Genomic DNA, 20,724 nt, shown 5'->3' with positions numbered 1-20,724 from the left:
TTTCCGAACTCCAGCCATAAGGGCGATGGTGTCCGCGTATTTTTAAGCGGACGCGAAGCCCTTAATATAAACCCATCCCGCATATTGGCTGAAGCCGCAGGTGCCCCTGTAGCCTTGCTCGAACAGGGTCGTGTTATGGCATATCTGGTGCCAGCGACGCTGTACGAACAAATACTCGAGCGCCTAGACGATTTCGAGCTGGCTTCATTGGCGAAGGCTCGGGCAGCTGAAAAATCCATCCAGGTTTCCTTGGAAGACCTGTAAGCAGCAGATGCTCGGGTTTGGATTGAGCCATCCAGTGTTATGCCCATCGGCGTCTGAATGCGCAGCACAGTTTTTTCTCTGCTACGATATTCAAAGGTAATACCTTTAGATAACGGAGGGCTGACCATGGCCACTTCCATCAAAATTGACGACGATCTGAAAGGTCGCATTCAGCATTTGGCTGGTTTGCGGCAGCGCTCATCTCACTGGATCATGCGTGAGGCGATCACCCAGTACGTAGAGCGTGAGGAGGCCCGTGAGAGCTTCAAACAAGAAGCGCTGGCATCTTGGGCTGCATACCAGGAAACCGGCCAGCACTTGACCGGCCAGGAGGCTCGCACCTGGCTTGGTAGTTGGGGTACAGATGCTGAGGCAGAGTTGCCCAAGTGCCACGACTGATCGTCACGGAAGGGGCGGCGAAGGGCCTGGAGCGTTGCCGGCGATTTCTCTCCGATAAAGATCCGCAGGTCGCGCGCCGTGCTGCACAGGCAATCGAGCGCCAATTCGCTCGATTGGAGGAAAGTCCGGAAGTAGGGCGTCCCTTTCCAGATCTGCCAGAGCTGCGAGAGCTCATCATCGAGTTTGGTGACTCAGGTTACGTCGCGCTGTACCGCTATGAGCGCGCAGATGACACTGCCTATGTTTTGGCCTTTCGCCATCAAAAAGAAGCTGGCTACTGAGGTTGGACAGCAGCTACCGGAGTCCCGGCAAGAATCGACTCTAACTTTTCGCCCAACAAGCGCCAGGCTTCGGTTTTTTCCTTGGCGTAATCGTGGTGCAGGTAATGTCGACGGACCTTCGAGCCGCCCAGCAGATGGTTCTGGCAGCGGTCGATTATTTCCAGCGTTACACCCAGCTCCTGCATCATCGTCGCGCCCGTGCGGCGCAGGTCATGCGGGGTCCATTCACCCTTGGTTCCTTTGCTCAGTACCAGTGAGTCGTCATGATGCCGGCCGGCCAGTGGCTTGCTGCGGTTCTTGAATCGACACTGGCGGTCTCCGATGAGCTTGCTGACAGTCTTGGTATCAACGTGGCTTTTACCATCCTTGCTGGGGAAGCAGAACGGCGTATCACCGGTTTCTTTTTGAAGGCGTTTGAACTGCGCAATGGAAAACGCTGAAAGGAACACGTGGTGATCTTGGCGCTTTCCTTTATGGCCCTTTGTTGCTTCGGCCGGGATGAACCAGGTGCCTTTCTTCAGGTCCAGGTTGCGCCACTCGGCCTTAAGCAGCTCGCCGATACGACAAAGGGTGCTCAGGCAGATCCACAGCGCGCACTGGACGCGCGTGTTGACCGGGCGAATGCCTGAATACTTCTGTCCAGCAGGAAGCTCGTCGTAGTCTTTCTCCAGACGTTCGAGAATGTCACGCAGTTCTCGAATCTCGTTAGGGGAGAGCAGTCGATCCCGCTGTTCTTCGTAGTCATGGTCGAGAAGCTTGTTGACGTCTATCAGGTCGGCTGGATTGCCGTCAGTCATGAGCCCACGCCATGGCTTGCGTTTCTCGGCCCAGCGCAGCATCTGGCCGATGTCCTTGCTGCGGATAACGACGGTGCGATTTAGGCCGCGAGATTTGACTGAGCGCAGGACGGTGAGTAGATCCTTCTCGGTGAGATTGCGTAGCGGCTTCTTGCCAATGAGTGGCAGTACATCCTTCTTGAAGCTGCGGATCAGCTCGGCATTGCCGTCCTGGCGTGAGACGCCGTCACGTATCCACTCATCAAAGAGATCGGAGACTGTCTTGTTTTCTGCGGCTTCACGCTCTGCTTCAGCAATAGTGGTGGCGATTGCCGCTTGCGCCTCGATCCGTGCAGCTTTGGCGGCAAGGGTAGGGTGCAGGCCTTTGGTGACGAGTACCCGGGCCTCGTCGCGCTCAGACCGAATTTGCGCCAAGCTTTTCTTCGGCCAGCTACCCAAGCGCTTCCTGGTTCGCGCTCCATCCAGCTTGAATTCATAGCTGAACTGAACTGTGATTCCGCGAACCCCGGCGCGCACCTCGGCAACCAATCCTCCATCCTCGCGGAAGACCTTGCCGTCATCTTGGGCTGTCAGTGCCTCTAATTGCTTAATCGTTACCTTGGACACTCTCTACCCCTAGTACAATTCCTTGCGCCCGAATTTTGTGCCACTTTTGTGCCACCGAATTGCATAGCTGGTGGTGGACGGTATTGGACGCTGCCGGATGCAAGATTAGCCTGTAAGCCCCGTATTTACTAGGTTTAAGCCTGTCCAATAGTGTCCGGTAGGATCTATGGAAATCCACCAAATAAGCGCATGGGGTGCAAGGGGTCGAGTGTTCGAATCACTCCGTCCCGACCAAATAAATCAACGACTTAGGCCGGTTGCGAAAGCACCGGCCTTTTTCGTTGCGGGACTTTTGCGGGACTTTTTCGTCCTGCCTTCCTCCTCAGTATCGTCAGCGCCGCTCCCCTCGAATCCGTCGCCGATATTTGGTTGGCCTCATCGATCAGCTTGCCCAGTTCGGCCGCCGAGTAGTGGCTGGTTGATGCTGCCGTTCTTGTGACCCAACAGGACCAAATCGTTCATTCGATGCATCGGGTGGCGTGCCTGGTTTTCGCCATGCTTTTCTCGCTGGCACTCACTAATGGACGAAAGCTCTAATTTACTGAAAGTCCCGGCTACGCACATCGAGCCCGGTAAGCAGGGGCGTGAGGTCGCTCAGGCGGCCGGCGATGAGATGTCGTACGCCGCTGGCCGACTCTAGATGGCCATCCACACGAAGCAGTTGCGACTGGATCAACGGCCGCCTTTGGCGCTCGGCCAAATCGCGCCATACCACTACGTTGACCATGCCGAACTCGTCTTCCAGGGTGACGAAGATGACACCGCTGGCGGTCTGCGGGCGCTGTCGGCCGATAACCAGGCCGGCAACGCTGACTAGGCGCCCATGTTCGATGGTGGCCAGTTCCCGTGAGCTCTGGCAGCGCCTGGCCTTGAGCTCATTTCGCAGCAGGGTCAGCGGATGCGGCCCCAGCGTAGTGCCGAGGGTCGCGTAGTCGTTGAAAAGGTCTTCACTCACCGAAGGCAGGGGCAGGTAGATGTGCGTTTCCTCCATAGCGGGCAGGCCGTCAAACAGGGGTAACTGTGGTTCGATCCCTGCGACGGCCCAGCGCGCACGATGCCGATGACCGGCCAAACCGCGCAGGACCCCGGCATCGGCGAGCTGCTCGCGTGCGCGCGGTTCGAGCTCGGCGCGACGGCATAGGTCATGGATGTCCATGAATGGCTGACGTTGGCGTGCGGCTTCGATGCGCAGGGCATCGGCTTCCCGAAAGCCGCGCACCATACGTAGCCCCAGGCGGATTGCCGGTTGCTCCTGGCGGCATGGCTCGAGGCTGCAATCCCAGCCGCTGTGGCGAGCGTCCACCGGGCGGATTTCCAGCCCGTGGCGGCGGGCATCCTGAAGAATCTGGTCAGGATTGTAGAAGCCCATCGGCCAGCTGTTGATCAGTGCGCAGGCAAACGCAGCCGGTTCGTGGCGCTTCAGCCAGCAGCTGGCATAGGTGAGCAGCGCAAAACTCGCCGCATGCGATTCGGGAAAACCATAGCTGCCGAACCCTTTGATCTGTTCGAAGATCCGCGCGATGAAGTCGGGCTGGTAGCCTTTGGCAAGCATTCGCTCGGTCAGCCGCACGCGGTGGGGCTCAAGGCTGCCATGGCGTTTCCAGGCGGCCATGGCACGGCGCAGCTTGTCGGCCTCGTCTGGTGTGTACTCGGCCGCCACGATCGCCAGTTCCATCACCTGTTCCTGAAAAAGAGGCACGCCAAGGGTGCGCTCGAACACCGGTTTCAGTTCTTCGGACGGGTAATCCACCTTTTCTTCGTGGTTACGTCGACGCAGATAGGGATGCACCATGTCGCCCTGGATCGGTCCGGGGCGGACGATGGCGACGTGGATGACTAGGTCGTAGAAGGTCTTCGGGCGCAGGCGCGGCAGCATGGCCATCTGCGCCCGCGACTCGATCTGGAAGACGCCGATGGTGTCGGCCTGGCTGATCATGTCGTAGGTGGGTCTGTCCTCCGCGGGCAGCGTGGCGATGGTCCAGCGCGTACCGCGATAATGCTCGATCAGGTCGAAACAACGTCGTATCGCGCTGAGCATGCCCAGGGCCAGCACGTCGACCTTGAGCAGACCGACTGCGTCGAGATCGTCCTTGTCCCATTGAATCACCGTGCGGTCGGCCATGCTGGCATTCTCGATCGGCACCAGGGTATCGAGTGGCTGCTCGGAGATCACGAAGCCGCCAGGGTGCTGGGAAAGGTGGCGAGGAAATCCGATAAGCGCATCGGCCAGCACCAGAACTCGGCGCAGAACCGGATTGTTTTGGTCGAAGCCGGCCTCGCACAGTCGAGAATTGTCGGGTATGTGTTCACTCCAGCGCCCGCAGCAACTGGCCAGGGCGTTGATCTGGTCCGGCGGCAGACCCAGCGCCTTGGCGACATCCCGCAGGGCCCCGGTTGCGCGGTAGCTGCTGGCGACGGCGGTGAGGGCGGCGCGATTGCGCCCATAGCGCTGAAAGACGTACTGGATGACTTCCTCGCGCCGGTCGTGCTCGAAGTCCACGTCGATATCGGGTGGCTCGTTGCGTTCGCGGGATAGGAAGCGCTCGAACAACAGTTTGCTGCGCACCGGGTCGAGTTCGGTGATGCCCAGCACGAAGCAGACGCTCGAGTTGGCCGCCGAGCCTCGACCCTGACAGAGAATGCCCCGTTCGCGGGCGAAGCGGACTATGTCGTGCACGGTCAGGAAATAGCTTTCGTAATGCAGGTCGGCGATCAGCTCGAGCTCATGTTCGAGCTGCGCGCGGGCCTTTTCCGTGATGCCGTCCGGCCAGCGCCAGCTTGCGCCATCCTCGACCAGCTTGCGCAGCCATGAGGTGGTGTCATGTCCGGGCGGGACCAGCTCGTGGGGATATTGATACTTCAGCTGGTCGAGCTGGAAATGGCAGCGCTGACTGATGCGAAGGGTTTCAGCGAGCAGCTCGGCTGGATAGAGCTGGGCCAGTTCGACGATCGATCTGAGGTGCCGTTCGCCATTGGCAAATAGGTGGCATCCTGCTTCGGCCACTGGCAGATGGTGGCGGATGGCGGTCATGCAGTCCTGCAATGCCCGACGACCGCGGGCATGCATGTGCACATCGCCGCAGGCCACCGCGGGTATGCCCAGGCGTGAGGCCTGCGCCAGGCTTTGCCGCAGCTGCAGTGCGTCGTCCGGCCCCCGATGCAGTTCGATGCCGAGCCACAGCCGCTCGGGAAAACGCTCGTGCAGCCACTGGCCTTCGGCATCGACGCCGGTGTGGGCGGGCAGCCAGATTGCCAGCAGACCCTCTAGTGGCCACTCGCTAAGGTCTTCGCGCAGCGCCTGGTAACGGCCTTTCTTGGCTCGTCGGCGGGCACGGGTTATCAATTGGCAGAGTGCCTGGTAGCCGGTCAGGTTTTCCACCAGCAAGATCAGCTTGGGCCCGCCCTCGAACTGCACCTCGCTGCCAATGATCAGCGGCAGGCCGGTGTCCTTCGAGGCCTGCCAGGCGCGCACGATACCGGCCAGGCTGCATTCGTCGGTGATCGCCAGAGCGTCATAGCCCTGGCGTTTGGCGCGGTCGAAGAGTTCGCTCGCGCTGGATGCACCCCGCTGGAAGCTGAAGTTGGACAGGCAATGCAGCTCGGCATATTCGGCGTTCATGCGAACCAGCCGTGCAGCAGCAGGGGGCCTCCGGCGAGGGCGCGAAACGCCCAACCCTGCTGGCCGGTAGCGGTTTGCACCCGGTAGTAGTCGCGTCGCGCGTCGGCACCATCCCACCAGCCGGACTCGATGCGCTCGGGGCCGGTCAGGGTGAGCAGCCCCTCTTCGCGCAAGGGTTGCGGGGTACTCAGCAGCCAGCCGGGGCGCAACCCCACGTGAGGCAATGGTTCGGTGCGGGCGAGGCTGCTTTCCCGCCAGGCATATTCGGGACGGTGGTCCGCTCGTGCGCTCAGCGAGACCACGGCATCGTCGCCCAGTCGGGCGCGGAGGCGTTCGCGCAGTTGCTCCCAGGGCACATTCTGCTGCGGGCGCTCGTCGAACAAGGCCTGATGGGCCGGCGTGAAGGCTGGCAGATCACGAGCCAGCAGACGCACGGCCAGGACGGGGGCAGGCAGTTGCAGGTGCTCGAGACGGCCACGGGTCAGTTCGAACAGCATGGCGGGCTCGCGTTCGGTACTGAGCAGGCCGACCGCTACCTCGCTGTCGGGCAGGGTTCGATGTTCCAGGTACAGGCTGAAACGCTGGACGCCACTGTCCCGCCCGGCGAGAAAGGCGGCCAGGTCGGTGGTCAGTCTGCGCAATGGAAACAGCAGAGCCTGGTGGGACTCGACCTCGAAATTCAGTTCGATGCGGGTGTCGAAGACATCCGGCGGGCGGTAGAACTCCAGAGGCAGCGGCCGATGCCCGAGCAGGGTGTCGAGCTGGGCCAGCACTTCGGCCGGAAAGCGTCTGGCGAGGCTATCCCGCGGCAGGGCGAGCAGTTGATGAAGATGGCGCACGCCCATGCGTACCAGCGATGTGCTGACTTCGCGGGGCAGGCCGAGGCGCTCGACCGGCAGTACCCCGAGCGCCTGATGAAGCGTGGCTGTATCGGTCACGGCCAGCCCGTCATGGGCATTGGCGAGGATGCGCGCGGCCGCCGGGTTGGGCGCCAGGGTGATGCGGTGGCGGAAGCCCAGAGCCGTGAGCTCCTTGCGTAGACGCGTCTCGAATCGTGGCCAGGGGCCGAACAGGCCGAGGCTGGAATGCACCTCCAACAGCAGGCAGCGCGGGTAGTGCAGGCTGACCTGGGCGCTGTAGCCGTAACCCCAGGCCGCCAGAAACCGCTGCCAGCGTTCGATCATCAGCGGGTCGTAATCGGCGGTGGCGAAGTCGTGGGTCAATGCCTGGGCTGCGATCAGCGATTGTCCTGGCTTGAGGCCGAGCTTGCGGGCGGCTGCGTTGACGGCCTGCAGCACGCGGCGCTGTGGCGGGCCGGCGAGCAGGGCCAGTGGCGCGGCGGCATCGTCGCGGTGGCGCAAAACGCCGTCCATGGCCAGTTGCGGCAGCAGAATGCAGGCCCAGAGCATCGTCACGCCTGTTGCCAGGCGCTGGCCGGGAGCGCCTGTCCCGGAGCCAGGCCGCCGCGGCACTTGATGACACGCAGCTGCGCCGGCTGGGCCTCGATGGTCAGGCGTAGTGCCGCCGGTGATGGGTTATTTGCTTCACGCAGTGACCGATAGACGAAGCCCAGGGTTTGGCCGGATTCAGCGGCAATCTGCAAGCGTCTTAAGGCACGGTCATCAGCTTGTTGCGGCCAGCACAGCACGGCGGCACAACCGCCGGAACGTAGGCATTGTTCTGCAGCCCACAGCGCATCGCGGCCCTTTGCCTGGATGATGGTCAGCCACTGCAGGTCTACACCCGCGGCCAGCCAGGCCTGGGGGTAAGGTCGATGAGGGGGCGTTACCAACACCACCCGCTCGCCGGCGGTGGTCAGTCGTGCAAGGGTCGGCCACAGCAGGTTCAACTCGCCGATGCCCGTGGCCGCGACGAGGAACTCGCTGATGGCCGACTCCGGCCAGCCGCCGCCGGGCAGGAACTCATCCAGTGTGGCATTTCCGGTCGGCTGGACGGCCGTGCGAGACGTTATGGCCTGGCCACGCCAGACGCGACGTGTATCCAGCAGGCTATCAAGGGCGACCACTGCGGTCATGAAGAGGTATCCAAAACAACTGTATATAGATACAGTATTTGGCCTGCCGCGAGTTGGTCAAGCACGACGCGATGAGTGAGCGCGACACTTCATCTGTTCGAGCGCATGCTCTCTCCGTGGAAGGCGGGGCCAGTCTGAAAGCTGCTCGGCCATTAGGCGCCGCCAAGCCCTGATCACTGCTTGTGCTCGGAAAACCCGTCGATTAGCATTCGCGCCCGGGATAAGAGGCCGCAGTGCTCATGTTTGCTGCTTCCCGGCCATATCGAGATTGGAAAGCCCGGTTCGCCCGCGATCCGGGCTTTTTCTTTGCTGTTCGGGGCGCATGATGGTCCTGTGTCGACGAAGCTGAACGAGGGAAATGCCATGCGCGAGCGTTTGTTGGCTGCGGAAAAGGTTAAGTCGATCGAATGGCTGGACGGGCGCCTGAACCTGCTCGATCAGCGCAAGCTTCCCGTCGAAGAGATTTGGTGCAGCCATGATTCTGCGGCGTCGGTCGCTGCGGCGATTCGGGATATGGTCGTGCGCGGCGCGCCGGCAATCGGAATCAGCGCAGCCTATGGCCTGGTCCTTGCCGTGCGTGCCCGTATCGCCGACGGCGGTGATTGGCGGCAGGCCCTGGAGGAAGACTTCAAGGTGCTGGCCGATTCCCGTCCCACCGCAGTCAATCTGTTCTGGGCTCTGAACCAGATGCGCGAACGACTGGATCGCCTCAAGCCGGGTGAAGACCCGTATGCAGCGCTGGAAGCCCAGGCCATCTCCATCCATGACAGCGATCGCGAGGCAAATCTGGCGATGGCGCAGTTTGGCGTCGACCTCATCCGCCGTCATCAGGGCAATCCGCAGAACCTGCTCACCCATTGCAATACCGGCGCCCTGGCGACCGGCGGTTTCGGTACGGCGCTCGGGGTCATCCGGGCGGCGCATCTCGAGGGTCTGGTGGAGCGGGTATACGTCGATGAGACCCGGCCTTGGTTGCAGGGCTCCCGGCTGACGGCCTGGGAACTGCTCGGTGATGGCGTTCCGGCCATGGTGAATGCGGACTCGGCGGCTGCTCATCTGATGAAATCCAGGGGCATCTCCTGGGTGATCGTCGGTGCGGATCGCATCACCGCCAATGGCGATGTGGCGAACAAGATCGGTACCTACCAGCTTGCGGTCCTGGCGATGCACCACGGCGTGCGTTTCATGGTGGTGGCGGCGAGTTCGACCATCGACATGGCGCTGGAGAGCGGCGAGGAGATCCAGATCGAGGAACGCGCCGGCAGCGAGCTGCTTGAGGTCGACGGTCGGCGCTTCGCGGCTGATGTCGAGGCATTCAATCCGGTGTTCGACGTGACGCCGGCCGATCTCATCGATGCCATCGTCACCGAGAAAGGCGTGGTCGAGCGGCCAAGTGCCGCGAAGATGGCCGAGTTGATGAGCCGCAAACGGCTGCACTGAGCAACGATCGGTCGCGCTCGGGTGTGCTGTGCAAGCCGGTTTTGCTCCGTGCAAGGCTCAGCTTATAGCAGCCGTCTGTGTTACCATCCCGCGCTTATTACAGGACCCTGCTGACTATAAGGAACCAGGCTTCCATGGGCGAACTGGCCAAAGAAATCCTCCCGGTCAATATCGAAGACGAGCTCAAGCAGTCCTACCTTGATTACGCCATGAGCGTGATCATTGGCCGTGCGCTGCCGGACGCGCGCGATGGCCTGAAACCGGTACACCGCCGCGTACTGTTCGCCATGAGCGAACTCGGCAACGACTGGAACAAGCCGTACAAGAAATCCGCCCGTGTGGTCGGTGACGTGATCGGTAAGTACCACCCGCACGGTGACTCGGCGGTATACGACACCATCGTGCGTATGGCGCAGCCGTTTTCGCTGCGCTACATGCTGGTCGACGGTCAGGGCAACTTCGGTTCGGTCGACGGCGATAGCGCTGCGGCAATGCGTTACACCGAAGTGCGCATGGCCAAGCTGGCCCATGAGCTGCTGGCCGACCTGGAAAAGGAAACCGTCGACTGGGTGCCCAACTACGATGGCACCGAGCAGATCCCGGCGGTCATGCCGACCAAGGTTCCCAATCTGCTGGTGAACGGCTCCAGCGGTATTGCGGTAGGCATGGCGACCAACATCCCGCCGCATAACCTGGGCGAAGTGATCGATGGTTGCCTAGCGCTGATCGACAACGCCGATATCACTATCGACGAACTCATGCAGTTCATCCCGGGCCCCGATTTCCCCACTGCCGGTATCATCAATGGCCGTGCTGGCATCATTGAGGCCTACCGCACCGGCCGTGGCCGCATTTATATCCGTGCTCGCGCCGATATCGAAGATATCGACAAGGTCGGCGGCCGCCAGCAGATCGTCATCACCGAGCTGCCTTACCAGCTGAACAAGGCACGGCTGATCGAGAAGATCGCCGAGCTGGTGAAAGAGAAGAAGATCGAAGGCATCACCGAGCTGCGTGACGAGTCCGACAAGGACGGCATGCGCGTGGTCATCGAGCTGCGCCGCGGCGAAGTGCCAGAGGTGATCCTCAACAATCTATACGCCCAGACCCAGCTGCAGAGCGTCTTCGGTATCAACGTGGTTGCGCTCATCGATGGCCAGCCACGCACGCTGAACCTGAAAGAGCTGCTGGAAGCCTTCGTTCGCCACCGTCGCGAAGTCGTTACCCGCCGTACGGTCTACGAACTGCGCAAGGCGCGCGAGCGTGGGCACATTCTTGAAGGGCAGGCGGTCGCGCTGTCCAACATCGATCCGGTCATTGCGGTGATCAAGGCTTCGCCAACTCCAGCCGAGGCCAAGGATGCGCTGATTTCCACTGCCTGGGAATCGAGCGCCGTTGAAGCCATGGTCGAGCGCGCAGGGGCTGATGCCTGCCGCCCGGAAGGCCTCGATCCGCAGTTTGGCCTGCGTGACGGCAAGTACTTTCTGTCGCCGGAGCAGGCGCAGGCGATTCTTGATCTGCGTCTGCACCGCCTGACCGGCCTCGAGCACGAGAAGCTGCTCAGCGAATACCAGGAAATCCTCACCCAGATCGGCGAGCTGATCCGCATCCTGACCAATCCGGTTCGCCTGATGGAAGTCATCCGCGAAGAACTGGAAGGCGTGAAGCGCGATTTCGGCGATGCACGGCGCACCGAGATTCTCGAGTCGCGTCTGGACCTGACGCTGGCGGACCTGATCACCGAAGAAGAGCGCGTCGTCACCATCTCTCATGGTGGTTATGCCAAGTCGCAACCGCTGGCCGCCTACCAGGCGCAGCGCCGTGGTGGTCGCGGCAAGGCTGCGACTGGTGTGAAGGAAGAGGATTACGTCGAGCATCTGCTGGTTGCCAACAGTCACACCACGCTGCTGCTGTTCTCCAGCAAGGGCAAAGTGTACTGGCTGAAGACCTACGAGATTCCCGAAGCATCTCGCACTTCGCGTGGCCGCCCGCTGGTCAACCTGCTACCGCTCGATGAGGGCGAGCGCATCACCGCCATGCTTCAGGTCGATCTGGAAGCGCTGCGCAAGCAGGCCGCCGAAGGTGAGGACGACCTGGACGAAGCAGAAGGCCTGGTCATCGAGCACGATGATGCGGACGACGTCGAAAGCGATGACGCCGACAGCGACGAGAAAGACGAGCCGACCGGCTCCTACATTTTCATGGCTACCGCCAATGGCACGGTCAAGAAGACACCTCTGGTGCAGTTCAGCCGTCCGCGTACGTCCGGCCTGATCGCGCTCAAGCTGGAAGAAGGCGACACCCTCATCGCTGCGGCTGTCACCGATGGTGCCCAGGAAGTGATGATGTTCTCCGACGGCGGCAAGGTCATCCGTTTCAAGGAAAGCAAGGTTCGCATCATGGGCCGCAATGCCCGCGGTGTACGCGGTATGCGTCTGCCCGAAGGGCAGCGCATCATCTCCATGCTGATTCCGGAATCGGGTGCACAGATCCTTACCGCATCTTTGCGTGGCTACGGCAAGCGCACCGCGATGGAAGAGTTTCCACGCCGCGGTCGCGGTGGTCAGGGCGTCATCGCCATGGTCACCAACGAGCGTAACGGCCCGTTGATCGGTGCCGTGCAGGTGCTCGAGGGCGAGGAGATCATGCTGATCTCCGATCAGGGCACGCTGGTCCGGACCCGCGTCGACGAGGTGTCATCGCTGGGTCGCAATACTCAGGGCGTCACCCTCATCAAGCTGAGCAAGGGCGAGCATCTGGTTGGTCTGGAGCGTGTGCAGGAGCCATCCGAGGAAGACGTGCTGGAAGACATCGAAGCGTTGCTCGATGACGACGCTCTCGAGAAGGAAATGCCTGTACTCAGCACTGAGCCGAGCGAGGATGAACTGCTCGGCGGGGCTGGCGACGTATCTCCTGATGTGGTGCCGACAGACGACGAAGACTGATCGGCGAAAGCAATCCGCAATCAGGTGGTAGCGCGGCGGACGGTAGAGGTACCGGTCGCCGCATCCCGGGATTCAATATCGAGCAAGAGCGAGAGAACAGCAGTGAGCAAACGCGCCTTTAACTTCTGCGCCGGTCCGGCTGCGCTTCCCGAAGCCGTCCTTCAGCGCGCCCAGGCAGAGCTTCTCGACTGGCATGGCAAGGGCCTGTCAGTCATGGAGATGAGTCACCGCAGCGACGAATACACCGCTATCGCCGAAAAGGCCGAACAGGATCTGCGCGACCTGCTGGCGATTCCCTCGAACTACAAGGTGCTCTTCCTGCAGGGGGGCGCCAGCCAGCAGTTTGCCGAGATTCCGCTGAACCTGCTGCCGGAAGATGGCGTTGCCGACTACATCGACACCGGCATCTGGTCGCGCAAGGCGATCGAAGAGGCGCGTCGTTTTGGTAACGTCAACGTGGCGGCCAGCGCAAAATCCCTCGATTACTTCGCCCTTCCGGGGCAGAACGATTGGCAGTTGAGCGAGCGCGCGGCGTACCTTCACTACGCGAGCAACGAGACGATCGGCGGCCTGCAGTTCGACTGGATCCCGGATCTCGGCGACACGCCATTGGTCGTCGACATGTCCTCGGACATTCTGTCGCGGACCATCGACGTCTCGAAGTTCGGCCTGATCTACGCCGGCGCGCAGAAGAACATCGGGCCGTCCGGGCTGGTGGTCGTCATCGTTCGTGAAGATCTGCTCGGTCGCGCGCGCTCTGCTTGCCCTACCATGCTTGATTACAAGGTCGCCGCGGATAACGGCTCGATGTACAACACCCCGGCCACGTTTTCCTGGTACCTGTCGGGGCTGGTCTTCGAGTGGCTGAAGGAGCAGGGCGGCGTCGAGGCGATGGAGCAGCGCAACCGCGCCAAGAAAGAAATGCTCTATGGTGCCATTGATGCCAGCGATTTCTACACCAACCCGATAGCTGTCACCGCGCGTTCGTGGATGAATGTCCCGTTCCGCCTGGCCGATGAGCGCCTGGACAAAACGTTTCTGGCCGGCGCTGACGCGCGTGGTCTGTTGAACCTCAAGGGGCATCGCTCCGTGGGTGGTATGCGCGCTTCGATCTATAACGCCGTCGGCCTGGACGCGGTCGAAGCGCTCGTGGCCTACATGGCCGAGTTCGAGAAGGAGCACGGCTGATGAGCGATGCCGATCAGCTGAAGGCCCTGCGGGTTCGAATCGACAGCCTTGATGAACGGATTCTCGATCTGATCAGCGAGCGCGCTCGCTGCGCTCAGGAAGTCGCGCGGGTCAAGACGGCGGCGCTGGCCGAGGGTGAGTCGGCAGTCTTCTATCGCCCCGAGCGCGAGGCATGGGTGCTCAAGCACATCATGGAACTTAACCGCGGGCCGCTCGACAACGAGGAAATGGCACGGCTGTTTCGCGAGATCATGTCGTCCTGCCTGGCCTTGGAGCAGCCGCTCCGGGTTGCCTATCTCGGCCCGGAAGGTACCTTCTCCCAGGCTGCGGCGCTCAAGCATTTCGGCCATGCGGTCATCAGTACGCCAATGGCCGCCATCGATGAGGTGTTCCGCGAAGTCGTGGCGGGGGCGGTGAATTTCGGCGTAGTGCCGGTGGAGAACTCCACCGAAGGTGCAGTCAATCACACGCTGGATAGCTTCCTCGAGCACGACATCGTGATCTGCGGCGAAGTGGAATTGCGTATCCACCACCATTTACTGGTGGGTGAGACGACCAAGACCGATCGCATTACGCGCATTTATTCCCATGCACAATCGCTCGCGCAGTGCCGCAAGTGGCTTGATGCGCATTATCCGAATGTCGAACGGGTGGCGGTTTCCAGCAATGCGGATGCAGCCAAGCGGGTCAAGAGCGAGTGGAATTCGGCGGCCATCGCCGGCGACATGGCTGCGCAGCTCTATGGCCTGACCAAGCTGGCCGAGAAGATTGAGGATCGCCCGGACAACTCCACGCGATTCCTGATCATCGGCAGTCAGGAAGTGCCCCCGACCGGCGACGACAAGACTTCGATCATCGTTTCGATGCGCAACAAGCCAGGCGCCTTGCACGAGCTGCTGGTGCCGTTCCATGCCAACGGCATCGACCTTACTCGAATCGAAACGCGGCCGTCGCGCAGCGGCAAGTGGACCTACGTGTTCTTCATCGATTTCCTGGGCCACCATCAGGATCCGTTGATCAAGGATGCACTGGAGAGGCTCGGTCAGGAAGCTGTGGCCCTTAAGGTGTTGGGTTCCTACCCCAAAGCGGTTCTTTAATTGCGGCTTCAGGTCGCGGCAGTGGGGCAGGCGACCGGCTTGTACCTGTCGCCCGAAGCCTGCAGCCTGAGGTCTTGTTATGAGTTGTGATTTCCTCACCCTGGCGCAGCCAGGGGTACAGAAGCTGTCACCGTACGTGCCGGGCAAGCCGGTTGACGAGCTGGCGCGCGAGCTGAATTTGGACCCCGCTGGAATCGTCAAGCTCGCCAGCAACGAGAACCCCCTGGGGCCAAGCCCGAAAGTACTTGATGCGATCAGGGCTGAGCTTCCGGAGCTGACCCGCTACCCAGACGGCAACGGTTTCGCGCTCAAGCAGCGACTCGCCGAACGCTATTCCGTCGGCATCAATCAGGTCACCCTGGGCAACGGCTCCAACGACATTCTTGAGCTGGTTGCGCGCGCCTATCTGGCGCCGGGGCTCAACGCCGTGTTCAGTGAGCACGCCTTTGCTGTCTATCCGATTGCGACGCAGGCGGTCGGGGCCGAGGGGCGTGCCGTACCGGCCAGGAACTGGGGCCACGACCTCGACGCAATGGCGGCTGCCGTTGATGAAAACACCCGAGTGGTTTTCATCGCCAACCCCAACAATCCCACCGGAACCTGGTTCGATGCCGCTGCGCTTGGTGGATTTCTAGCGCGCGTATCGGAGAGTGTCCTTGTGGTGCTGGACGAGGCCTACATTGAATACGCCGAAGGGCAGGACTTGCCGGATGGTCTGGCATTTCTGGCCGACTATCCAAACCTGCTGGTTTTGCGCACCTTCTCCAAGGCCTATGGGCTTGCTGCGTTGCGGGTTGGCTACGCGATCTGTTCGCCGGTGATCGCCGATGTGCTGAATCGCGTCAGGCAGCCATTCAACGTGAACAGTCTGGCGCTGGCAGCGGCTTGCGCAGCGCTGGATGACGTCGATTACCTGCTTGCCAGCCGCAAGGCGAATGATGCCGGGATGCTTCAGCTGGAAACGGGTTTCCGTCAGCTGGGACTGGAGTGGATCCCTTCGCGGGGCAATTTCATCGCGGTGGACTTCGCCCGTGACGCTGCGCCGATCAATCAGGCGCTGTTGCGCGAAGGGGTGATTGTGCGTCCTGTGACCGGATACGGTATGCCAACATTCCTGCGTATCTCAATTGGTACCGAGCAGGAAAATGCACGTTTTCTCGATGTGCTGCGCCAGGTACTCGCTCAGTGAATCACGCTCGTCACGCGCAACAGCCTTCGCCGATTGTGAATCGCCTGGTTGTGATCGGCCTTGGCCTGATTGGCGGCTCGTTCGCCAAGGGCTTGCGTGAGGCAGGCCTTTGTCGCGAGGTGGTCGGCTTCGATCTGGATGCGCGCTCGCGTGAGCTTGCGGTCGAACTGGGCGTGGTGGATCGCTGCGCCGCGACGCTTGCAGAGGCTTGTCATGGGGCTGACGTAATTCAGCTTGCGACGCCTATCCTTGCGCTGGAGCGGCTGCTTGGTGAACTGGCGAAGCTCGAACTGGGCGACGCAGTGATCACTGACGTCGGCAGCGCCAAGGGCAATGTCGTGCGCTGTGCGCGTAAAGTGTTTGGCAACATGCCACCAAGGTTCGTGCCTGGCCACCCCATCGCCGGCTCTGAACTCAGTGGCGTGACGGCGGCGAACAGCACGCTGTTTCGACGGCACAAGGTGATCTTGACGCCGCTGGAAAATACCGATCCTCAAGCGCTCACCCTGGTGAGCAAGCTCTGGTCGGCGCTGGGTGCGGATGTCGAGCATATGGAGGTGACGCATCACGATGAGGTGTTGGCTGCCACTAGTCATTTACCGCATCTGCTGGCCTTCGGTCTGGTTGATTCGCTCGCCAAGCGCCATGAGAATCTCGAGATCTTCCGCTACGCGGCAGGTGGTTTTCGCGATTTCACCCGTATCGCCGGTAGCGACCCGGTGATGTGGCACGACATCTTTCTCGCCAACCGCGAGGCAGTGCTGCATACCCTGGACGATTTTCGTGCCGACCTCGACGCGCTGCGCGCCGCGGTCGATGAAGGAGACGGGCACAAGCTGTTGGGCGTTTTCACTCGCGCCAAGGCTGCCCGGGAACATTTCAGCAAAATACTGGCTCGCCGAGCCTATGTGGACGTTATGCATTCCAATGACCTCGTTTTCCTCGCCAACCCTGGCGGCAGCCTGACCGGCCATCTGCGTGTGCCAGGCGACAAATCCATTTCTCACCGCTCGATCATGCTCGGCTCTCTTGCCGAGGGCGTGACGGAAGTCGAAGGCTTCCTGGAGGGCGAAGATGCTCTGGCGACCATTCAGGCGTTCCGGGACATGGGCGTCGTCATCGAGGGTCCGCATCAGGGACGCGTGACGGTCCATGGTGTCGGTCTGCACGGCCTCAAGGCCCCGCCCGGGCCGATCTACCTAGGCAACTCAGGAACCTCCATGCGGCTGCTGTCCGGTTTGCTTGCGGCGCAGCCGTTCGATACGACGTTGACGGGTGATGCGTCCCTGTCCAAACGGCCGATGAACCGCGTCGCCAAGCCGCTGCGCGAGATGGGAGCCGTTATCGAGACGGCACCGGAAGGGCGTCCGCCGCTGACCATTCGCGGCGGCCAGCGTCTGTCCGGCATGCATTACGAAATGCCGATGGCCAGCGCGCAGGTCAAGTCCTGCCTGTTACTGGCCGGCCTGTATGCAGCTGATCAGACCTCGGTAACCGAACCGGCTCCGACGCGTGATCACACCGAGCGGATGCTTCGCGGTTTCGGCTATCCGGTGACCGTCAAGGGCAGTACTGCGGTTGTCGAGCCAGGGTACAAGCTGCGTGGTACTCATATTGAAGTGCCTGCCGATATTTCTTCAGCGGCATTCTTCATGGTGGCGGCGAGCATTGCGCAGGGTTCGGAGATCGTGCTCGAGCATGTCGGCGTGAATCCGACCCGTACCGGCGTGATCGATATTCTGAAGTTGATGGGCGGCGACATCTCTCTGGAGAACCCGCGCGAGGTGGGCGGCGAGCCGGTAGCAGACATCCGTGTTCGTGGCGCTCAGCTCAAGGGTATCGACATTCCAGAGGACCTGGTTCCGCTGGCGATCGACGAGTTCCCGGTGCTCTTCGTGGCTGCGGCCTGCGCGGAAGGTCGTACTACGTTGCGCGGTGCCGAAGAGCTGCGGGTGAAGGAGTCTGACCGCATCCAGGTCATGGCGGACGGGCTGCAGACACTGGGGGTCAAGGCTGAACCGACCCCGGACGGAATTGTCATCGAAGGTGGTGCGATCGGTTCCGGTGAAGTCTGGGCGCATGGCGATCACCGCATCGCGATGTCCTTCAGTGTGGCTGCGCTGCGAGCCAATGGCCCGATTCGAATCCATGACTGCGCCAACGTGGCGACGTCGTTCCCCAACTTCCTCTCCTTGGCGCAGCGCGCCGGCATGCAGGTACATTCGGAGGGTGATTCATGATCAGGCCCGTTCCGGTCATCACCATCGATGGGCCGAGTGGCTCGGGGAAAGGCACAGTTGCAGCCTTGCTCGCGGGCAGGCTTGGCTGGAATTTCCTCGACTCCGGTGCCTTGTATCGCCTGCTGGCATTCGCAGCGCGCAATCACGGGGTCGATCTGACCAACGAAGAAGCGCTGAAGGTGCTCGCCGAGCACCTCGATGTCCAGTTTGGTGCCGCACGCGATGGGCACGGCATGATCATCATTCTGGAGGGGGAGGAGGTCACCGAGTCGATCCGTAACGAGCAGGTTGGCGCCGGCGCATCCCAGGTCGCAGCGTTACCGGTGGTTCGCACCGCCTTGCTGCAGCGACAGAAGGCCTTCCGCGAGGCGCCGGGACTGGTCGCGGACGGGCGTGATATGGGTACTGTGGTATTTCCCGACGCGCCGTTGAAGATATTCCTCACCGCGAGTGCGGAAGAGCGTGCTCGCAGACGTTACTTGCAGTTGAAGGCACGAGGCGATGATGTTAATCTCGCGAGTCTTCTTGATGAGATTCGGGAGCGCGATGAGCGCGATACCCAACGTGCGGTGGCCCCGCTGAAGCCGGCAGATGATGCCGTTCAACTGGATTCCACTACACTCTCCATTGATGAGGTGTTGCAAAAGATTCTGAGCGAAGTCGCCGACCGCGATTTGGCTGGATGATCGGAACGCCGAAAGGCGGCCAAACGGACCTTGAGTAGGCGCAGCCAGCAGGCTGTGTCATTCGGGGCCGTTAACAAGGAGGCATGTGGGAGACCAGATCCAGTCCCACAGGCCTTTTTTTATATGAATGAACCCACATTGTCTGGAATGTGGAGATTGGGCGGATTCTCGCCTGAAAACAGCAGGAATCAACATGAGCGAAAGCTTCGCAGAACTATTTGAAGAAAGCCTTAAATCCCTCGACATGCAGCCGGGTGCCATCATCACCGGCATCGTGGTCGACATCGACGGTGACTGGGTCACCGTGCATGCCGGCCTCAAGTCCGAGGGCGTCATCCCGGTCGAGCAGTTCTACAACGAGCAGGGCGAGCTGACCATCAAGGTGGGTGACGAGGTCCACGTTGCTCTGGACGCGGTTGAAGATGGCTTTGGCGAAACCAAGCTGTCCCGTGAAAAAGCCAAGCGCGCGGAATCCTGGATTGTTCTGGAAGCGGCTTTCGCTGCAGAAGAAGTGGTCAAGGGCGTCATCAACGGCAAAGTCAAAGGTGGCTTCACCGTCGACGTCAACGGCATTCGTGCGTTCCTGCCGGGTTCGCTGGTCGATGTCCGCCCTGTGCGCGACACCACCCACCTGGAAGGCAAAGAGCTCGAGTTCAAGGTCATCAAGCTGGACCAGAAGCGCAACAATGTTGTCGTTTCCCGCCGCAGCGTACTGGAAGCCGAGAACAGCGCCGAGCGCGAAGCTCTGCTCGAGTCCCTGCAGGAAGGTCAGCAGGTCAAAGGTATCGTCAAGAACCTCACCGACTACGGTGCGTTCGTTGATCTGGGCGGCGTCGATGGTCTGCTGCACATCACCGACATGGCCTGGAAGCGTATCAAGCATCCGTCGGAGATCGTCAATGTTGGCGACGAGATCGATGTCAAGGTTCTGAAGTTCGACCGCGAGCGCAACCGTGTTTCGCTGGGCCTGAAGCAGCTGGGCGAAGACCCATGGGTTGCCATCAAGGCTCGTTACCCGGAAGGCACCCGTGTTCAGGCTCGCGTCACCAACCTCACCGACTACGGCTGCTTTGCCGAGCTGGAAGAAGGCGTCGAAGGTCTGGTACACGTTTCCGAAATGGATTGGACCAACAAGAACATCCACCCGTCGAAGGTCGTACAGGTCGGCGACGAAGTGGAAGTCATGGTTCTGGACATCGACGAAGAGCGTCGTCGCATCTCCCTGGGTATCAAGCAGTGCAAGTCCAACCCATGGGAAGACTTCTCTGGCCAGTTCAACAAGGGCGACCGCATCTCCGGCACCATCAAGTCGATCACCGATTTCGGTATCTTCATTGGTCTGGACGGCGGCATCGACGGCCTGGTTCACCTGTCCGACATCTCCTGGAACGAGCCGGGTGAAGAAGCCGTTCGCCGCTTCAAGAAGGGTGACGAGCTGGATACCGTCATCCTGTCGGTCGATCCGGAGCGTGAGCGCATCTCCCTGGGTATCAAGCAGCTGGAAGACGATCCGTTCTCCAACTACGCCGCCGTCAATGACAAAGGCAGCATCGTTCGCGGTACCGTGAAAGAAGTTGACGCCAAAGGCGCCATCATCGATCTGGGCAATGATATCGAAGCCACTCTGAAAGCTTCCGAAATCAGCCGCGACCGCGTTGAAGATGCGCGCAACGTGCTGAAGGAAGGCGACGAAGTTGAAGCCAAGATCATCAGCATCGACCGCAAGTCCCGCGTGATCAGCCTGTCCATCAAGTCCAAAGACGTCGAAGACGAAAAGGATGCGATGAAAGAGCTGCGCACCAAGCAGGACGTAGAAAGCACTGGCCCGACCACCATTGGTGATCTGATCCGTGCTCAGATGGAAAACCAGAACTAAGTTCGGGTTCTTCATGAAAAAGGGCGACTTCGGTCGCCCTTTTTTGTGCCCGCGATTCCGGC

Annotated in this window: 14 protein-coding genes and 1 pseudogene; 10 read left to right on the top strand and 5 right to left on the bottom strand. The window is 61.0% G+C overall.

The window, feature by feature from the left end:
• The first annotated feature begins 390 nt into the window (after positions 1-390).
• The gene (locus tag RT582_RS17870) at positions 391-663 is read left to right on the top strand and encodes a CopG family ribbon-helix-helix protein (RefSeq protein WP_017940300.1); all 273 of its coding nucleotides are present in this window, start codon (positions 391-393) and stop codon (positions 661-663) included.
• Entirely contained in the window at positions 651-944 is a 294-nt protein-coding gene (locus RT582_RS17865) for a type II toxin-antitoxin system RelE/ParE family toxin (RefSeq protein WP_010953434.1), read from the top strand. The genes RT582_RS17870 and RT582_RS17865 overlap by 13 nt, the downstream gene beginning before the upstream one ends.
• Here the strand turns inward: RT582_RS17865 and RT582_RS17860 are convergent.
• The 5 genes and pseudogenes from RT582_RS17860 to imuA all read right to left on the bottom strand — a co-directional run bounded on the left by RT582_RS17860 (position 938) and on the right by imuA (position 8,001).
• Positions 938-2,347 carry a tyrosine-type recombinase/integrase gene (locus tag RT582_RS17860; RefSeq protein WP_312443297.1) on the bottom strand — a complete coding sequence of 470 codons (1,410 nt, stop codon included), beginning with the start codon at positions 2,345-2,347 and terminating at the stop codon, positions 938-940. The two genes, RT582_RS17865 and RT582_RS17860, sit on opposite strands and share 7 nt — an antisense overlap.
• 308 nt (positions 2,348-2,655) lie before the next feature.
• Positions 2,656-2,794 (bottom strand): annotated as a pseudogene (locus RT582_RS17855) (tyrosine-type recombinase/integrase); the annotation flags it as partial.
• A gap of 91 nt (positions 2,795-2,885) precedes the next feature.
• Positions 2,886-5,966, bottom strand: coding sequence for an error-prone DNA polymerase (locus tag RT582_RS17850; protein WP_313478941.1), 3,081 nt, complete (start codon positions 5,964-5,966; stop codon positions 2,886-2,888).
• Positions 5,963-7,375, bottom strand: a complete 1,413-nt coding sequence (locus tag RT582_RS17845; RefSeq protein WP_313478974.1) for a Y-family DNA polymerase — start codon at positions 7,373-7,375, stop codon at positions 5,963-5,965. The genes RT582_RS17850 and RT582_RS17845 overlap by 4 nt, the downstream gene beginning before the upstream one ends.
• A 2-nt stretch (positions 7,376-7,377) precedes the next feature.
• On the bottom strand, positions 7,378-8,001 hold the full coding sequence (gene imuA, locus RT582_RS17840; RefSeq protein ID WP_014820649.1) for a translesion DNA synthesis-associated protein ImuA: 624 nt from the start codon (positions 7,999-8,001) through the stop codon (positions 7,378-7,380).
• 363 nt (positions 8,002-8,364) lie between these two features.
• Here imuA and mtnA point away from each other — a divergent pair, with 363 nt between their 5' ends.
• The 8 genes from mtnA (at position 8,365) to rpsA (ending at position 20,662) form a co-directional block, all read left to right on the top strand.
• Positions 8,365-9,441: an S-methyl-5-thioribose-1-phosphate isomerase gene (mtnA, locus tag RT582_RS17835; RefSeq protein ID WP_041014297.1), complete on the top strand. Its 1,077-nt coding sequence runs from the start codon at positions 8,365-8,367 to the stop codon at positions 9,439-9,441.
• Between the two features lie 134 nt (positions 9,442-9,575).
• Positions 9,576-12,386 (top strand): DNA gyrase subunit A, encoded by a 2,811-nt coding sequence (gene gyrA / locus RT582_RS17830; protein WP_014820647.1) that lies wholly within the window; start codon positions 9,576-9,578, stop codon positions 12,384-12,386.
• Between the two features lie 102 nt (positions 12,387-12,488).
• Entirely contained in the window at positions 12,489-13,574 is a 1,086-nt protein-coding gene (gene serC / locus RT582_RS17825; protein ID WP_003282576.1) for a 3-phosphoserine/phosphohydroxythreonine transaminase, read from the top strand.
• Entirely contained in the window at positions 13,574-14,671 is a 1,098-nt protein-coding gene (pheA, locus tag RT582_RS17820; RefSeq protein ID WP_003282577.1) for a prephenate dehydratase, read from the top strand. The genes serC and pheA overlap by 1 nt, the downstream gene beginning before the upstream one ends.
• Positions 14,672-14,750: 79 nt before the next feature.
• Entirely contained in the window at positions 14,751-15,860 is a 1,110-nt protein-coding gene (hisC, locus tag RT582_RS17815) for a histidinol-phosphate transaminase (RefSeq protein ID WP_313478938.1), read from the top strand.
• The gene (locus tag RT582_RS17810) at positions 15,857-18,100 is read left to right on the top strand and encodes a bifunctional prephenate dehydrogenase/3-phosphoshikimate 1-carboxyvinyltransferase (RefSeq protein WP_313478935.1); all 2,244 of its coding nucleotides are present in this window, start codon (positions 15,857-15,859) and stop codon (positions 18,098-18,100) included. The genes hisC and RT582_RS17810 overlap by 4 nt, the downstream gene beginning before the upstream one ends.
• Positions 18,097-18,786 (top strand): (d)CMP kinase, encoded by a 690-nt coding sequence (gene cmk, locus RT582_RS17805; protein ID WP_313478931.1) that lies wholly within the window; start codon positions 18,097-18,099, stop codon positions 18,784-18,786. Before RT582_RS17810 ends, cmk begins: the two co-directional genes overlap by 4 nt.
• A 193-nt stretch (positions 18,787-18,979) precedes the next feature.
• Positions 18,980-20,662: a 30S ribosomal protein S1 gene (rpsA, locus tag RT582_RS17800; protein ID WP_003302488.1), complete on the top strand. Its 1,683-nt coding sequence runs from the start codon at positions 18,980-18,982 to the stop codon at positions 20,660-20,662.
• Positions 20,663-20,724 lie beyond the last annotated feature (62 nt).

Source organism: Stutzerimonas kunmingensis, assembly GCF_032106285.1.
Taxonomy (GTDB): domain Bacteria; phylum Pseudomonadota; class Gammaproteobacteria; order Pseudomonadales; family Pseudomonadaceae; genus Stutzerimonas; species Stutzerimonas kunmingensis_B.
The sequence above is the reverse complement of the archived record's forward strand: the minus strand, read 5'-3'. Positions and strand labels throughout refer to the sequence as shown.